16 protein-coding genes are annotated in these 16,487 nt (G+C 52.0%); 13 read left to right on the top strand and 3 right to left on the bottom strand.

Annotated elements, in window-relative coordinates; genetic code table 11:
- The first annotated feature begins 6 nt into the window (after positions 1 to 6).
- The gene (locus NNL21_RS25120) at positions 7 to 2,136 is read left to right on the top strand and encodes a hypothetical protein (RefSeq protein WP_204820167.1); all 2,130 of its coding nucleotides are present in this window, start codon (positions 7 to 9) and stop codon (positions 2,134 to 2,136) included.
- An 81-nt stretch (positions 2,137 to 2,217) separates the two neighbouring features.
- Here the strand turns inward: NNL21_RS25120 and NNL21_RS25115 are convergent, their stop codons facing one another.
- Entirely contained in the window at positions 2,218 to 3,363 is a 1,146-nt protein-coding gene (locus NNL21_RS25115) for a WD40/YVTN/BNR-like repeat-containing protein (protein WP_204820166.1), read from the bottom strand.
- A gap of 45 nt (positions 3,364 to 3,408) precedes the next feature.
- Positions 3,409 to 4,980 carry an ABC-F family ATP-binding cassette domain-containing protein gene (locus NNL21_RS25110; protein WP_204820165.1) on the bottom strand — a complete coding sequence of 524 codons (1,572 nt, stop codon included), beginning with the start codon at positions 4,978 to 4,980 and terminating at the stop codon, positions 3,409 to 3,411.
- A 293-nt stretch (positions 4,981 to 5,273) separates the two neighbouring features.
- Between NNL21_RS25110 and NNL21_RS25105 the strand changes: the two genes are divergently transcribed.
- From NNL21_RS25105 to NNL21_RS25080, 6 genes are all read left to right on the top strand, one after another.
- Positions 5,274 to 5,789: a GyrI-like domain-containing protein gene (locus NNL21_RS25105; protein ID WP_204820164.1), complete on the top strand. Its 516-nt coding sequence runs from the start codon at positions 5,274 to 5,276 to the stop codon at positions 5,787 to 5,789.
- Between the two features lie 129 nt (positions 5,790 to 5,918).
- Positions 5,919 to 6,134, top strand: a complete 216-nt coding sequence (locus NNL21_RS25100; RefSeq protein ID WP_204820163.1) for a YwbE family protein — start codon at positions 5,919 to 5,921, stop codon at positions 6,132 to 6,134.
- 167 nt (positions 6,135 to 6,301) lie between these two features.
- Positions 6,302 to 6,784: a NanQ anomerase/TabA/YiaL family protein gene (locus NNL21_RS25095; RefSeq protein WP_204820162.1), complete on the top strand. Its 483-nt coding sequence runs from the start codon at positions 6,302 to 6,304 to the stop codon at positions 6,782 to 6,784.
- A 182-nt stretch (positions 6,785 to 6,966) separates the two neighbouring features.
- Complete coding sequence (gene pdaA, locus NNL21_RS25090) at positions 6,967 to 7,755, top strand: delta-lactam-biosynthetic de-N-acetylase (RefSeq protein ID WP_204820161.1); 789 nt, start codon at positions 6,967 to 6,969, stop codon at positions 7,753 to 7,755.
- Positions 7,756 to 7,946: 191 nt separating this feature from the next.
- Complete coding sequence (locus NNL21_RS25085) at positions 7,947 to 9,281, top strand: DUF2252 domain-containing protein (RefSeq protein ID WP_204820160.1); 1,335 nt, start codon at positions 7,947 to 7,949, stop codon at positions 9,279 to 9,281.
- A gap of 160 nt (positions 9,282 to 9,441) precedes the next feature.
- Complete coding sequence (locus NNL21_RS25080) at positions 9,442 to 9,951, top strand: CcdC family protein (RefSeq protein WP_204820159.1); 510 nt, start codon at positions 9,442 to 9,444, stop codon at positions 9,949 to 9,951.
- 164 nt (positions 9,952 to 10,115) lie between these two features.
- On the opposite strand, the gene NNL21_RS25075 is transcribed toward NNL21_RS25080, so the two are convergent.
- Positions 10,116 to 11,222 (bottom strand): GntR family transcriptional regulator, encoded by a 1,107-nt coding sequence (locus NNL21_RS25075; RefSeq protein ID WP_204820158.1) that lies wholly within the window; start codon positions 11,220 to 11,222, stop codon positions 10,116 to 10,118.
- Between the two features lie 323 nt (positions 11,223 to 11,545).
- Between NNL21_RS25075 and NNL21_RS25070 the strand changes: the two genes are divergently transcribed.
- The 6 genes from NNL21_RS25070 to NNL21_RS25045 all read left to right on the top strand — a co-directional run bounded on the left by NNL21_RS25070 (position 11,546) and on the right by NNL21_RS25045 (position 16,385).
- On the top strand, positions 11,546 to 12,190 hold the full coding sequence (locus tag NNL21_RS25070; protein ID WP_204820157.1) for a cyclase family protein: 645 nt from the start codon (positions 11,546 to 11,548) through the stop codon (positions 12,188 to 12,190).
- A 24-nt stretch (positions 12,191 to 12,214) separates the two neighbouring features.
- Entirely contained in the window at positions 12,215 to 13,183 is a 969-nt protein-coding gene (locus NNL21_RS25065; RefSeq protein WP_204820156.1) for a C-terminal binding protein, read from the top strand.
- Between the two features lie 48 nt (positions 13,184 to 13,231).
- Positions 13,232 to 14,254 carry a zinc-dependent alcohol dehydrogenase gene (locus tag NNL21_RS25060; protein WP_204820155.1) on the top strand — a complete coding sequence of 341 codons (1,023 nt, stop codon included), beginning with the start codon at positions 13,232 to 13,234 and terminating at the stop codon, positions 14,252 to 14,254.
- On the top strand, positions 14,251 to 15,006 hold the full coding sequence (locus NNL21_RS25055) for an SDR family NAD(P)-dependent oxidoreductase (protein ID WP_204820154.1): 756 nt from the start codon (positions 14,251 to 14,253) through the stop codon (positions 15,004 to 15,006). Before NNL21_RS25060 ends, NNL21_RS25055 begins: the two co-directional genes overlap by 4 nt.
- A gap of 150 nt (positions 15,007 to 15,156) precedes the next feature.
- Positions 15,157 to 15,612 (top strand): MarR family winged helix-turn-helix transcriptional regulator, encoded by a 456-nt coding sequence (locus NNL21_RS25050; protein ID WP_204820153.1) that lies wholly within the window; start codon positions 15,157 to 15,159, stop codon positions 15,610 to 15,612.
- Between the two features lie 224 nt (positions 15,613 to 15,836).
- A complete protein-coding gene (locus NNL21_RS25045) occupies positions 15,837 to 16,385 on the top strand; it encodes a glutathione peroxidase (RefSeq protein ID WP_204820152.1) in 549 nt (182 codons plus the stop codon).
- The last annotated feature ends 102 nt before the right edge of the window (positions 16,386 to 16,487 follow it).

Below are 16,487 nucleotides of genomic sequence, written 5' to 3'. Positions count from 1 at the left end.
ATAGTGATGAAACGTGTTGTTCGTGCAGTAGCCGCAATGCTTGCGGCGGGAATCATGGCATTTGGTATATCGGCAAATGGATACGCTTACAGTCCGCAGATCGAGCCTTTCCCAATCGGAATCTTCTGGCCGCCTGGACCTGCGGAAACGACCTCCGCAAGGTATGCGGAAATCAATGAGATGAATGCCAATTTTGTTGTGGGCGGGAATGGCGTCAGCACGTTGGCCACGAACGATCAGGCTCTGATGCATGCTTCCAATAACGGGATCAGACTATTGGTGGACGATGTTCGCTTGATGTGGAGGTCCCAGCTGATCGAGCAGAAGGCGACGGGCTTCGGTTTAAACGTGAGCAGCTCATCGGCCTTGGGTCAGACGTTCAAGACACCGGCCGGGACGGGATGGGGTCTGAATACGGTTAAGCTGTATGTGGACAAAACCAATTGGCCTGCGAGCACGACGCTGACCTTGAAGCTGTACGATAGTCCAGCCAAAGCAACGCTGCTGGCTTCCAGCTCCATCAATGGGTCAGCCAATACCTACTACCCGGAATTCCAATTCCATACGGTGGTCCAATCGGACAAGAGCTATTATGTCGAGCTGACGAGCAGCAGTCCCACTCCGGTTGGATGGGTCGTGACCAGCAGCTCGGATGTCTATCCGGGTGGGCAGGCTTATATGAACGGCACTGTGCAAAATCTCGACTTCTGGTTCGAGATGAACGTATCCCAGCGGGCATATAACGATGGCAATCGGCCGAGCAATGCGGATATTGACGCCATCGCGAATTATTACAAGAATAAATCCGGCTTGCAAGGTTACCATGTGACCGATGAGCCGTCTGCGCTGCAAATGACGCGCATTCTGGAGACGACGCGCCGGATCCGGATGAACGACCCGAATCATACCGCGTTCGTCAATTTATTTCCTACCTATGCGAACGCAAACCAACTGGGATTGGACCAATTAACCGGATTATATGTCAGCTCTGCTGCGCCAATCGGTCAAACCTTCAAGACCAAACCAGGACTTACGAAGATTGATACGGTACAGTGGTGGATCGATAAGAACACTTGGGGAGCCGGAGAGGCCTTGACGCTGAAGCTATGGGATTCCTCGGCCAAGCAAACGTTGATTGCCCAAAGCACGCTCACAACGCCGCCGACGGAGTGGCCGCAATTCGCTTTGAACGCGACTATAAGCGGGAATACCTCCTATTATATGGAATTAACGCATAACGGAGGAGGAGACAACTCGGTTGGCTGGGTCGTTCGCTCCAATACGGGTGACGATTGGTACCCGGACGGCAATGGCAGTATTAACGGCGCAGCCTTCAACGGGGATTTCTGGTTCACCATTAATCAAAGTATTCAGGGCGGAACATATGAGGATTATGTCTATCGATGGATGTATACCAATCCGGATGTGCTCGTCTTCGATCATTATCCCTTCATGGCCAGCGGCCAGATCCGGAGCGATTACTATACGAATCTCGAAGTGATCCGCAGGCAAGCGCTGCTCGGAAACGCTGACTTCTGGTCCTATATTCAATCGGTCGGAATAAGCGGTGTGTGGAAGACGCCTACACAGAGCGAGATGAACTATCAAATCTACACCAATCTGGCTTATGGGGCGAAGGGATACATCTATTTCACCTATTGGACGCCTGCTTCGAGCGGAGGCGAAAGCTTCGCGAACGGATTGATATTGCCTGATGGGACGAAGAATGCTTCCTATACATGGGCGCAGTCCATCAATGCAAAGGTGAAACAATGGGGCCCTGTCTTGAACAGCCTTCGGTCGGAAGCGGTCTACCATACCGGCAGCAGCTTGCCGAGCTCGGTGACGGCGCTGCCGGCGGGCTTCTTCTGGCAGCTGGATCAAACGTCGCTCCCGTCTGTGATTGGATATTTCAAGAACGCTTCCGGCAGAAAATATGTCATGGTAGTTAACCGGGATACTGTGAATGCGCGGACGCTGAGCTTTACATTAGCGACCAAGCCTTCGTCCGTGAAAGAAATTTCTTCGGTCAATGGAGCGGAAATCGATACGAATTATAACGCTTCAACCGGGACGCTTTCATCCTCCTTCGCAGCCGGCGAAGGAAAGTTATTCGTGCTGCCGAGTGGGTACTGAATATAAGAATACAGACAAGACACCCCGTACCGATAAGGTACGGGGTGTCTTGTCTAATGGGCGGCGTAGTGACAACACGTGCTACTTCTCTCCGGGCAGCGTAATTTTCTTCGTCCAAGTCTTGCCGCTGTCCCTGGTCGCGTAGATGGCCGGCTTGGATGAGCTGGTTACGGCGATCCAGCCGTTCTTAGCCGATGTGAACGACAGCTTCGCTTCATAACCGGGCACAGCCTTGATGTTGGACCAAGTGGCGCCATCGTTCAGCGAACGTCCGAGTGAAATATTGTCCAGGGCGCCTGAGCCTGCTGCGAGGAAAGCGGCCTGGCTTCCAATGACCTGCATATCGGTCGGACGTCCTTGCGGTCCGGGCAGCTTATCGGTCGCCTTGCCAGGTGCAGGGCCGCCGCCTGCGGTGGAGTTGGAAATCATCTGCTTCCAGTGCGAACCCCCGTCCTTCGTATGGTAGAGGGAGTAGGAGGTTTGAGACATACCGGACTCGCCATACAGGAGGACCCATATGTCCGAGCTGTCCGTACCGTAGATAGCACCCCCAACGACTGCGGCGGAATTAACAGACAGCTTGTCCGACCATGTACGTCCGCCGTCAAGCGTGCGCTTCACCTCATAGCCGCCGCTGCGCAGCACGACGATCCATCCCTTGTCCGGTGTGATGAAATGGGCGTAGCGCGTGTTCGGAGGCGTAGGCACTTTACTCCAGGTTTGTCCCGCGTCTGTGGTCTTATAGGTAAAGGCGCGGGTATAGCCGAAACCGACGCTTATCGAATGGAACTGAATGCGTTCGAACCGCTGGCCAGCCGTGTTAACGGTCTTGAAGCTGGTTCCGCCGTTCGCCGTGCGGAGCAGCACATTCGGCTGCTGCGGATTTGTCTGCGCGAGCGCGTAGCCGATGGAATTGTTCAGAAATTGCATCTGCATGAAATTGTAGCTGCCCGTGTAGATCTTCTGCCAGTGGCAGCCGGCATCGGATGTGCCGATCATGAAGCCGTTGCCTGCCGCTCGTCCGACCTTCTCGCTCAAGAATTGAATCGATTGAAAATGAGCGGCGCCGGTGTCCTTCGTTCCTTGCAATTTCAAGCCATGGTCATCCACGGGGCATGCGGAGGATGAACCTGCCGCAGATGCAGGGGATGAAGCACCCGCCAAGCCCGCAAATACGGTTCCCGTCAGCAGGGCCGCGCATAGTGCGGTTGAAATCATTTTTTTCATATCGATCACCTCAATCGTATATTACCCGGAAAGTGATGTTGTTGATCATACATGCTGCTCACTAATTCCCGAGACCGGGTCGAAGGTAAGCATTTTTGTTGCTATTTTGTCGATGAAGAACCGATCATGGCTTACCGTTATTACAGCTCCGGGGAAGTGGATTAATGCCTGTTCCATGACCTGTATGCTTGTTAGATCAAGGTGATTCGTAGGCTCATCCAATATAATGACAGCCGCTCCTGAGAGAAGGCACTTGGCCAGCGCCACACGGGCTTGCTGTCCGCCGGATAGATGGCCAATAGTTTTACTCAGATCCATTTCCGAGAATTGAAGCATCGATAGAAATTTATTCACTTTTTTCCGTGGAGCATGTAAACCGAGTCCGGAAATATTAACCGCATGGCTAACCGTATCTTTATGATCCAGCTCATCCCACATCCGGTTGAAATACGCAAAGCTGACGCCCTTCTCCCAAACAACTTCACCCGAATCCGGCTTGTCTTGTCCCGTCAGCGCCTTAATCAGTGTGGATTTCCCGCTGCCATTGGGCCCGACGATGGCTATGCGGTCCTCCTTCTGAATGTCGAAGCTCACGTTCTGGAATATCGACCGGTCACCATAGGTCTGGCCGATCTGTTTCACTTCGCATAGCTTATCGGGAAAACGCAGCTGTTCATAAATATCGGTAATGAGCACATTCACCGGATGAGGCTCAACCCGCTTCTTCATATCCGTCAGCTTGCGTGCGAGCCGGTCCTTCGAGGACTTCTTGCTCGAGCGGCTATCGATGGCTTCGGACTCCATGATGAGCAGCTCTTCCTCCCATTCAAACTGGCGGTCCAGCTCTTTCTTGCGGAGCTTCTTTTTACGTATGTAATCAGTATAATTACCCTCATATTCTTGAAAATGATAGTTTTCAATTTCAATCGTTCGCGTAACGACACGGTCGATAAACTGCCGGTCATGCGACACCAGAATCATGGCGCCATTAAAGCGGTGGAGCCACTGCTCGAGCCATACCAGTCCTTCGATATCCAAATAGTTCGTCGGCTCATCGAGCAATACGACATCAGGCAGCTCGATAAGCATCTTGGCGAGCGCGGCGCGGTTTCTCCACCCTCCGGATAATTCATCGACAGGCTGATTCCGCGTCCGGTTATCGAACCCCAGCTTGGTTAGCACAGTGTCGATTTCGACGGATACATTCCAACCGTCCAAGTGATCCATCTGTTCAAACAGCTCTGCTTGCCGCGCTAGCAGTCGATCCATCTCTCCGTCGTCCGTGACTTTGCCCAGCTTCTCGCCGACTTCCTTTAATTCCTGTTCAATACGTCCAACCTGTTCGAAGCATAGCTCCAGCTCCTGCTGAACAGAAAGACCTCCATGCAATTCCGAGAATTGGGAAAAATAACTCATCTTCACCTGAGGGTCAACTTCCACTTTGCCGGAGGTAGGCTCCTCTTTGCCCAAAATCAGCTTGAAGACGGTCGATTTGCCGGCGCCGTTGCGTCCGATAAGACCGATCCGCTCCCCTTTGTTCACACGAAAATAAATATCACGAATAATCAGTGTATCTTCATATTTCTTCGTTACATTCTCCATACGGATTACGCTCATGCTATCACCCTTCCAGTTCCCTATCTATTCAAAAAAGTTCTATATCAATTGAGCCCATGATGAGCACAGCCCGCTGCGCAGGGAGAATGCTCTTATCAACTTATATATGTATATCGAATGAATCGCATCGGCCGGTCAAGCGTGATTATAACACATCATTCGCCAAGCAAGGGCTGGGATCGCTACAAGAGGGAGCGAGATAGTGGTAAAAAAACTTCTTCACAAACACTGTCACACTGCTGTCAGTGTTCCCGTTGTATGATCAAGTGGACTAGCTGAGAGGGGAAATACAAATGAAGATTCGATATGAGAACGTAGAAGCGATGAAATTATGCGGTTTGGCCGCGCGGACAACGAATGCTGCAGAAGCAGGCCCCGGTGGCCTAATTCCGGAGCTATGGGGAGCCTTCTATGAGAAAGGCGTGACAGCTGCACTAAGCAGCTCCGCAGATCCGTCTGTTGTGTATGGACTGTATGCCGAATATGAAAGCGATGCGAGCGGCGAGTACACGGTGCTGCTTGGACATCGTCTATTGGAGAATGCAGAATCGGCCGAGTTGAAGGAGATGGGGTTGAAAGTTATTGAACTGCCAGCAGCCCGCTATGCCGTATTCACGACGGAACGGGGACCGATCACGCAGGTAGTACCCGAGGCTTGGGGTCGTATTTGGGCGTACTTTGCAGAAGGGAACGGCACCCGCACCTTCACGGGCGACTTTGAACGGTACGATGAGCGCGTGACCGATCCGGCAGATGCGGTCGTTGAGATTTATATCGCAATTTCGGGCGAAGATTCCGCAAACGGATAATCAATAAGGATGCTGTGGCTAGGGGAAGATGCATCCCCCTCCGGTTGCACGGAGTCAGCCCAGATTTGTCTATTCGGCGTCTCTAATGGTACGCTAGTACCATCTTAGAATGATTAAAGGAGACCATGTATGAGCACGAATGGACAGCAGCGGGCGTCAATACGCCCAGGGATTACAGTGGATATCGTCTTGAAGCAGGATCAACCGACAGGAAAGCTGACGCGCGGCGTCGTGAAGGATATATTGACTAACTCGCCGAATCATCCGCACGGAATCAAAGTGAGGCTGCAGAGCGGACAAGTCGGCCGCGTGAAGTCGATCATCGCTCCCGGCTCCGAGCAGTAGGAAGGCGGCCGGTACAAGTTAGTGCCGCCGAGATGGCAATAACATAGAAGAAACGAACCAGGTACTGCAGGCCCAGAGCTTGCAGTACCTGGTTCGTTGTCATTGACAGCCCTTACAGACTGTCCGATAATGACGTTGTACGAATTCGAGAGCGGAGGCGACAAGCGATGATTTACAGCGATTTGGCCAATTATGAGAACGAGAAAGGGACTTTCCCTGCACCAGTACGCCGGGCGATCGAGCGGCTGCTCGATATGGATCTGGATACACTGCCGGCGGGGCGCCACGAATTCGGTGAGCCAGGCATGTTCCTGCTCCTCAACGAGGTCACGACACAGCCGAAGGAACGTGTAAAGCCGGAGTCGCACCTCGTCCACACGGACCTGCAGCTGCTGCTGACCGGCCGCGAGCGGATGGGGGTTGCGAAGCTGTCGGCATCGCTGCAGCCTGAAGATGATCGACTCGCCACTCAGGATATTGCCTTCTATGGAGCTGTGAATGGTGAGATTGATGTGGATTTGGTTCCCGGCGCATTCGTCGTCTTATACCCGACCGATATTCACCGGCCCAATTGCTCGATTGAGGGGGACATTCCCATTCGCAAGGCAGTGGTCAAAATACATCAGGACCTGTTCGCCGAGCAGGGATAAGCAATACCGCAGGCGCTACATATTCTCGGGCGTCATCTATGGCTGTTGGCGGAGCCGGAGCAGCGTCTAAACATTACCTAGACCTTGAGTCTGATGAATAAAATGACGCTCGTGGCGCAATATAACCCCTAACCCAATCTTTTACGGTTGGAGCGAATCGTCCGAAGGGGGAGTTGACGTTCATGCGAGGCGTCCTTCATCTGCTAGTGGCTGCACTCCTGTGCAGCGGTTTGCTGATCGGGCCTGGAGCCGTGGAGGCTTCCGGAGGTCAGCCGTACCACTTTGGCTTCAAGAAGAGCAAGAACGGCCAGCTGCCGTCCATCGCGGAGGAAGGCTTCATGGGAATCGTGAAGAAGCACGGTGCCATCTTCCTGGGCAATACGTCGGACAAGGAGCTTTACTTGACGTTCGACAACGGGTATGAGAACGGCTATACGGCGCCCATTCTTGATATCCTGAAGAGCAAGGGTGTGCCTGCGGCCTTCTTCATTACAGGTCATTACGTGAAGGATAAACCCGAGCTCGTGAAGCGGATGGTCGCAGAAGGGCATGTGGTGGGCAATCATTCGTGGAGCCATCCGGATATGACGACGTTGTCGGCTGAGGGGGTTCAGTCGGAGCTCGACCGCGTGAAGCTTGCGGTGAAGGAATTGACAGGGCAGCAGGAGATGCATTACCTGCGGCCGCCAAGAGGCATCTTCAACGAGCATACGCTGGCGGTTAGCCGGCAGGTCGGATATATAAGCGTCTTCTGGTCCATTGCCTATAAGGACTGGGATACGAAGGCACAGAGGGGCGCAAGGTATGCGTATGACAGCGTCATGTCCCAGCTTCATCCGGGAGCGGTCATGCTGCTGCACTCCGTGTCCAAGGATAACGCGGAAGCATTGGCGCAAATTATCGACGATGCCCGGAGCAAAGGCTACACCTTCAAAAGCCTGGATCAAATGCAGGTCAAGCAGTACCGCTAGAAGAAGCCGCTAGGCTGCCTTGTTAATCTGATTTACATAAGCTGCTGCCGGGAAGTCTCGTTCCTGGTGGCAGCTTTTTTTATGTCCGTTGTCTCTCTGGAGGGAATGCGGGAATTGTAAACATTCGGAATATGATGTACGTTGGTAGTGACGGATAGATCGGCTTGAACGAATAAGGAGGCGGTATCCACATGGAATCGAACCTGACGGAGCGCGTACAGCAGACCCGGCGCAAGCTGCGCAAACAGACGTTAACAGCCATATTCGACGAATTCGATGGGAAGTTGATGGGATTGGACCGGCGTAAGCGTGCGGAGAAATACCGCAAAATGGCGGAGAGCCCGTTTTCTTTTTTTCGGGGAAGCACATATTTGTTCTATAGCGATGTAACACGGGAATGGTTCCCGTACCATACGAGAGCGGAGCGGCCGACTTGGATTCAAGGCGACCTTCACTTTGAGAACTTCGGGGCATTCCGCAGCGAATCCGGGGTGCTGGTCTATGATGTGAACGACTTTGACGAGGGCTATCTGGGCTCCTATCTGTACGATTTGCTGCGCATGTCGGTCAGCATCGCGCTCGTATGCCGTGTGAAGCTGATGACATCCGAGTCGCAGCAGGCAGCTATTGCCGCTTTTTTGAAGAGCTATGGGGGGCAGATGCGCCGGTTTGCCAAGCGGAAGGACGATCCGGAGACGTTCGTGATGGATGAAGAGCGCGCGGAAGGGCAGATTCGCAAACTGCTGAAGAAGCTGCGCAAACGGAAGGAGCAGCACTTTCTGGAGAAGGTGACCGCGTTCATGCAGCAGAAGCGGCAGTTCGCGGAGACGGATGAGATCGTGCCGCCAACAGAAGAGGAGCGCAATGCGCTCATGGAGGCTTGGCCGCAATATTTGGCGTCCGTGGAATCCAAAGGTGAGGAAGCCGTTCACTATGAGATCAAAGACATGGCGGTCAAGCATGGCTCGGGCACGGCGTCGATCGGGTTGGACCGGTATTATGTACTGATCGAAGCAGGCGGAGCGGCCGAGGGGATGGATGATGTCGTCCTTGAAATAAAAGAAGTTCGCGCCCCCGTTCCCGCCTACTTCCTACCATATGACGATTCATTCTGGTCTGCTCATGGCCACCAGGGAAAGCGGGTTGTCATGACCCAGAAGGCGATGCATCACGAGGCGGATCCTTACCTCGGCTGCTTATCTATGGGTGATCGGCACTTCTATGTGCGTGAGCGTTCTCCCTACAAGAAACGGCTTAAGCTTGCATCACTGGAAACCGCCGATGCGCTTGAGACGGTTGTCGACTGCATGGGGGCTCTGACAGCCAAGCTGCATGCCCGCGCCGATATTGATGTACGGCAAGGAATGCTAGATTACCACAGCGAAGACGAGATCGTCCTCGCGATGGGTGATGACGAGGAAGCATTCTGTGCAACCATCGCGCAGTGGGCTTTATCTTATGCGGGCCAAGTGGAGCGTGACTATGAGATATTCGTCGAATGGGCGGGGAGCCGGCGTAAGAGCTAGACGGATGATGGATCTTGTCCAAGGGGAAGATTCAATCTTCTAATAGAGCCGATTGCTTCCAGCATTCGGCTCTATTATTTGCAACATGGTTTGTGAATGCAGTAGGATTAAGAAAAACCGTACCTGATTGAGGGCTGGTTGAAGAAGGAGCCGCGAACGCATGCATCTGTTCCCGCAATCGTTACAAATTCCCCATTTCGCATCGATTCTCTTATCGCTGCTCGCCGGAGCGGCGGTCATATTTTTTCGTCTTCGTGCATCCAACCGACCGACATCGATGCGCAAAATCATTATCCCGCCGTTTGCGATGTCCTCAGGCTTCCTCATGTTTGTCGTGCCCATGACACGCGTGCCGTGGCTGTGGGCATTGGCTGCTTTCGCCGCTGGTGCGCTGCTCTTTGCTTATCCGCTCATCCGCACCTCGAAGCTCGAGCGCTCCGGCGAAGAGATTGTGTTGAAGCGGTCGAAGGCCTTCATCATCATATTGCTTGCCCTATTCGTTATCCGGCTTCTGCTCCATGACGTATTGGAAGCGTATATCAGTATTCCCCAGACAGGCGGATTGTTCTTCATTCTCGCGTTCGGCATGATTCTGGTTTGGCGGATCGCCATGCTGCGCAAGTTTAATGAACTCCAGCGGGAGAGGAAGCAGGAGCTTGGCAGCAAGTAAAGAGTGGGATAGAAACAGGGGAGCCTCTTAGGGGCTCCTTTCGCGTTTATTTGCACGTAGTGCGGTTTGTATGTTCACGATCGACAAAGGGATGCTCTGAGGCTGACTATTCCTCAGAGCATCCCTTTTCGTAATCGCACGGTGTATCCACAGATCATCACTTGCTATATTTCAATCAGCCGGGGAGAAATCATATGCTTTCTGGGTTCGGATTGGTTTTCGATGGAATCGATCATCATTTGAGCAGCCACAATACCCATCTGGAACGGTGATTGATCAATATAGGCGGTCGGATTAATGCAATCCTGATGAAGGGAAGGCTGGTCGCAGCAAATAATCTTGATGCCGGTCCGGTTCAGCATTGCGCATGCTCTTCCGACGTATTGCGCCAGCAGCGCGTCTACCGTCGCAATAGCATCGAAAGCGGTATTATTCTCGATGAACGCGACGATATCTGGCGGGATTTCATCCTGGCTGGTTTGCTCCAGAATGGAAGAGGAGACCGACAGAATATGCTGATCGGACAGCTGCTCCATTCCTTTGCTAAGCAGCGCCGTTTGGAAGCTTTGGATCCGGTCGCTTATTCCAATTGTATATAAGGAGGGATAAGTAATTAACCCAATATGCTTCGCTTTCAGCTTACATAGATAGTCGACCATTAGATTGCCGATTTCCTTGGTATTGCAATAAACCCCGTTTGTGCGTATGTCACGCATCGTTTTTTCAACGAGGACGACATGATGCTTATTCAAGACCAGGCGAACGATATCATCGTTGAAATGCTGCTCTCCTTGGCTGGCGACAATGATCATGCCGTCAACGGGAATATCCAAGAACGTATGAATGGCGCCCGATTCCGCTTCACGATCGGCAATACGCTTATATAGAACATGATAGGATTGCTCACTGAGTGCATGTTCCACGCCCGAGAGCAGCTGCGAAGAGTACTGAGACTCCATCCATGGTGTGATAAAACCGATTATTTTGTTTCCGGACCGAACCGCAGGCCGCGGCGCCTGCACCTTATCCTCCACTATTCGTTTGCTGCTCGCGCTAGCGGCGACAAAAGTCCCCTTTCCCCGATGTCTGTATAGCAGACCCTCGTTCACCAAGCCGAGTACCGCATTCTTTGCCGTTATGCGGCTTACATTGAATTGTTCGGCAATATGGCGTTCTGGCGGAATTTGATGCTGCTCGGGCCAGCTGCCGGATTCAATCTTCTGTATGATGTGATCTTGTATTTGAGAATATAATGGCTTGTTTTCATTCATTTGGTACGGTCGCCTCGCATTCGATAGTAGGGGTCATTATGCGTCATTAACAGTAGAGTATATATGATTATATCTAGTATATCAATATTGACGAATTGGTCGGGATTGGTGATGGTTACGCACTTACACCTGAAATGACAATGACTATATCCAACTTTCAATAATTGGTTATATTGACGTAACTATATCGGAGTGATATTCTTCTCGCGAGTAGTTCAATATCGATTAAACCGCAGCTTTTTCAATCATTTTCAGATATGCTTTACATGCATTTGTTCAACGTTAAATTGGATATATCTTTATAACTGGAGGGATTCGTTTTGGTGAGAAAATTAATTGATCTATCCATGGATATTTATCATGCCGCGCCGACCTTTCCAATGGACCCACAATGTGAGGTGATCGTTCATAACACCATTGACAGTATTGGATATAACATTTCTCAGCTATCTATGAGTACCCATCAGGGCACGCATCTGGATGCTCCGTTTCACTTCCTGGATGACGGCATAACGGTGGATAAGCTCGATCTAAACAAATGCATTGGTGACGCCCTGTTGGTCGATCTATCGCATAAGCAGCCGAAGGAGCCAATTGATGTGGGAGACTTTGCTGCCTATGCGGATCGGATTGGAGAAGGGACCCGGCTGATCTATCGGACGGACTGGCACTTGCAGTTCCAGCACAAGCATTATTTTACCGACTTCCCTTATATGACCTTGGAACTGGCGCAATGGCTGGCCGATCGAAGAATCGCCATGATTGGAATGGATGTGCCGACGCCGAATCCAACCGATTATGACCCGATTCACAAAATATTGCTGCGAGCGGAGATTGTCATCGTAGAGGGCTTGGCGAATTTGGGGGATGTCGGGACCGATGCTTTCTTCTTCATGGCTGCCCCATTGCGTATTAAGGGCCGGGACGGTTCGCCTGTCCGGGCGTTAGCTATGGTGGATACGGATTAATAATGAACGAGCGGAGGATGCTGTGTGAAAAATCTTCAAGTTGCCGTTACCGATTATGGATTTCCTAACTTAGATCAAGAAAAGAACATTCTGACCCCACTAGGCTTCGAATTCGTGACCGGACAGTGCAAGACCGGCGCGGAGGTCGCAGAGCTTTGCCGGGATGCTGACGCTATCTTGACCCAGTGGGCGCCGGTTACTGCAGATGCGATTGAGGAGCTTAATAACTGCAAAATTATCGTGCGTTACGGGATTGGCGTCGACAACGTTGATGTTGAAGCGGCGAAACGTAAAGGCATACCGGTCGTCAACATTCCGGATTATGCCGTTCAGGAGGTTGCCGATCACACCTTATCGCTGCTGCTTAGCATCGTCAGGAAAATTCCGCAGGTCATAGAACAGGTTCGCAGCGGAGTGTGGGAAATTGCGCCATGCCGCCCGATCATGGGCCTGCAGAATAAAGTCATCGGCGTTGCCGGCTTTGGGAATATCTCCAAGGCGGTGGTGAAGAGAGCGCAAGCATTCGGTTTGGCTGCTATTGGGTACGATCCATTCGTGGAGGAAGGCGTGTTTAAGCAGTTAGGTGTAGAAAAGGTGGATTGGCAAACACTGTTCTCCCGGAGCGATATCTTATCGGTCCATCTGCCGCTTACCGAACAAACGAAGCATATTCTCGGAGCAGATGCCTTTCGGCTAATGAAGAAAACGAGCTTCCTTGTCAACACCTCAAGAGGCGGAACGATCGATACCGCTGCCTTAATCGACGCTTTGACTGGAGGTGAGATCGCAGGCGCGGCATTGGATGTTCTGGAGCATGAACCGATTTCGCCCGAAAGCCCTCTGCTGCGTATGGATCATTGTATAGTAACGAGCCACTGCGCTTGGTATTCGGAGAATGCGCTTCTTCGTCTGCAGGAGTATGCTGCGTTGGAAATTAAGAGGTTGTTCACCGGGGAGAGTCCGCTGCATGTCGTCAATGGCGTAGGCAAGTGACCGATGATCGAAGCGGCCGTCAACTAGAAACGAGAGGTTGTTGAAGCAATGGACATATTGGTTTATCAAGGTGCGAGAAGGCTGGAGCTGACTCGAAGCGAGCGGCCTCATTTATTGCCCGGCGAGGCAATTATACGCGTGGAAGCGGCAGGTATTTGCGGAAGCGAGCTGGAAGGCTATTTGGGACACAGCAGCGTACGGGTTCCTCCGCTTGTGATGGGACATGAATTCTGTGGCGTGATTGAGGAGATGGCTCCTGATGCCAGCGGTTTTCAGGTTGGCGATAAAGTGATTGTGAACCCGTTAATTCCTTGCGGATCATGTGATCGCTGTGACAGAGGCCGGCCGAACATTTGCCGCAACCGGCAAATTATCGGAATTCATCGGCCGGGCGCATTCGCTCAGTATGTGGCTGTACCCGTCAAGAACATGTACAACGTGGCCGGCGACATGGATTCCAATCTAGCCTCCTTGGCAGAGCCGTTAGCTGTCTGTATTCATGCGATTAAGCTGGGACTTCAGCCTTTTGAAGGGTTGATGATTTATGGAGCAGGCCCTATCGGACTGTTAACTCTGCAGGTTGCTTTGAATATGGGTGCACCGAAGGTGCTCGTCATTGACCGGCAGCCGGAGCGGCTGGCATTCGCCAAGCGGCTGGGAGCGGAGGCTGCCATTCCTGAAGAGGTACATGAGAAGCTAGCCAGCGTATTTTCCGGTCATGGGGTGGATGCCATTATCGATTGCGTGGGTGTGCTGGCGACGCGTGAACAAGCCATTCAGCTTATTAACCCTGGGGGAAGCGTCATTCTAGTGGGACTTGGACAGGATCAAACGGCATTATCGATGAACCATGTAGTTCGCCAGGAGGTTAGCCTGATTGGCTCATACACGTATTCGAACGCTGATTTCGAGCAAGCCGTGAATTTGTTGGTCCAAGGAAGCATATCGATGAGCGATTGGGCGACTACATGCGGTTTAGCGGAAGCACCTTCTGTCTTCGCTGCATTAGCAGACGGCAGTGCCAAGTTCAGCAAATATGTCATTAACCCAAATGGAGGGAATCATACATGAATCAATTAGCGGGCAAAACGGCGATTGTTACGGGAAGCACGAGGGGGATTGGCAGAGGGATTGCCATTCGTTATGGCAGAGAAGGCGCGAACGTGGTGGTTTCGGGAACGAATGCGGCGCTCTGCGAAGAAGCAGCGGGCATCATCCGCGAGGAAGGCGGAACTGCGATCGGCATCCCTTGCGACATCTCCAAGCTGGAGCAAATCGATCATCTATATGATAAGACGATCGAAGAGTTCGGCGAGATTAATATTGTTGTGAATAACGCCGGAATTGCCGTGTTTAAGCCCTTTGTTGAAGTGGATCCGGAGACTGTAAGGCGGATTTGGGATGTGAACCTGTTCGGTACCTTCTTCAGCGGGCAGCGGGCTGCAAAAGAGATGATCCGTCAGGGCAAGGGCGGTAAGATCATTAACCTGTCTTCCATTTCTCAAGAGGTCGGAACAGCTAATTTGACGCAGTACGCCGTTACGAAGGGGGGTATTAATATCATGACCAAATGCATGGCGCTGGAATTGGCCGAACACAGAATTAACGTGAATGCCATAGGCGCCGGTGTGATCGATACGGATATTAGCGCTGAGGAGTTTGCGAAGCCGGGTATGAGGGAGGCAACGCTGCAGCGCATCCCTTGGGGACGAATGGGCGCGCCTGAGGATATTGCCGGCACAGCTGTTTTTCTAGCGGGGGACGATTCCGAATATTTAACGGGAACGACGATATTCGTCGATGGCGGGTTGCTGGCGATGTAAGTTTATACAGCGATATATGCGTACAATAAGATGGGCGAGATCAACCGCGTTAAGGGCGGCGTTGACATGCATACCCCGCTTCGTTATAATTACATTGTATAAAATTTAATTTTATGAAATTAAATGATGGTGTGCAGCCAGGAGGTGACTATGGAACCGAACGCCTTGCTTCATCTAGATAATCAGCTTTGTTTTGCGCTGTATGCCTGCGCGCGCGAGGTGACGAAGCTTTATCGGCCTCTGCTCGATGAGCTCGGATTAACGTACACTCAATATGTCACCATGCTCGTGTTGTGGGAGAAGGATGACATTGCAGTCAAAACGCTGGGCGAACGTCTGCACCTCGATTCCGGCACGCTTACACCGCTGCTTAAGAAGCTGGAGGCGTCCGACCTGATTCGCCGTGAACGGGACCGAGAGGACGAGCGCAGCGTCATCGTTCGTTTGACCGAACAGGGGCAATCGCTCCGTGAGCGCGCCTCTGGTATCCCAAGTCAAGTGTTCCAGCAGACCAAGCTATCGCCGGAACAGATTGCCTCACTACGCGAGCAGCTTCACGAGCTGACCGCTGTGATTAGCCTGCAGGAAGAACAAGCCAAACGTTAGTTTCGTTTTACAAAAACGAGGTATATGCGTACGAAGTGAGTTTTTGCTCGACTATCGTCGGGCGAAGCCCGCGCAAAAACAAAGCGTATGCGTACGAAGTGAGTTTTTGCTCGACTAACGTCGGGCGAAGCCCGCGCAAAAACAAAGTATATGCTTACGAAGTGAGTTTTTGCTCGACTAACGTCGGGCGAAGCCCGCGCAAAAACTTTTAGGAGGACTCCATTATGACAACCATTTATGATTTTCAGGCCGAGACGATTAAAGGGGAAGCCAAGTCGCTCTCCGATTACAAAGGCAAGGTGCTGCTCGTTCTAAACGTGGCAAGCAAATGCGGCTTTACCCGCCAGTATGCCGACCTGCAAAAGCTGTACGAGCAGTATCGCGATCAAGGCTTGGAAATCATCGGATTCCCGTCGAATCAATTCGGCGAGCAGGAGCCGGGGAGCAACGAGGAAGTCGAATCCTTCTGCCAAATCAATTTCGGCGTAACGTTCCCATTGTTTGCGAAGACGGATGTACGCGGCGAGACGGCTCATCCGGTATTTCAATATTTGACGGAAGCTGCGCCATTCAAGGGGTTTGATACGACTCAGCCTGGCGGCCAGAAGATGGATGCTTTCCTGCGCGGGAAAATGCCGCAATGGATGGAGGACAATTCGGTCAAATGGAATTTCACGAAATTCCTTGTCGACCGCGAAGGGAATGTCGTCAACCGTTTCGAATCGACTGTTGAGCCATCCGATCTGAAGGACGATATCGAAGCGCTGCTGTAATTGAACAGGCTTTGTCTGCCTGCCGAATCTCGTGCAGCATAAATAACGATGGATGATGATAGGGAGCAGCACTAGGCCGGTTCAGCTGGACCGGCCTAGTGC

The sequence above is a fragment of the Paenibacillus mendelii genome (genome assembly GCF_024498075.1).
Taxonomy (GTDB): Bacteria; Bacillota; Bacilli; order Paenibacillales; family Paenibacillaceae; genus Paenibacillus_Z; species Paenibacillus_Z mendelii.
This window is presented reverse-complemented; position numbering and strand designations above follow the sequence as displayed.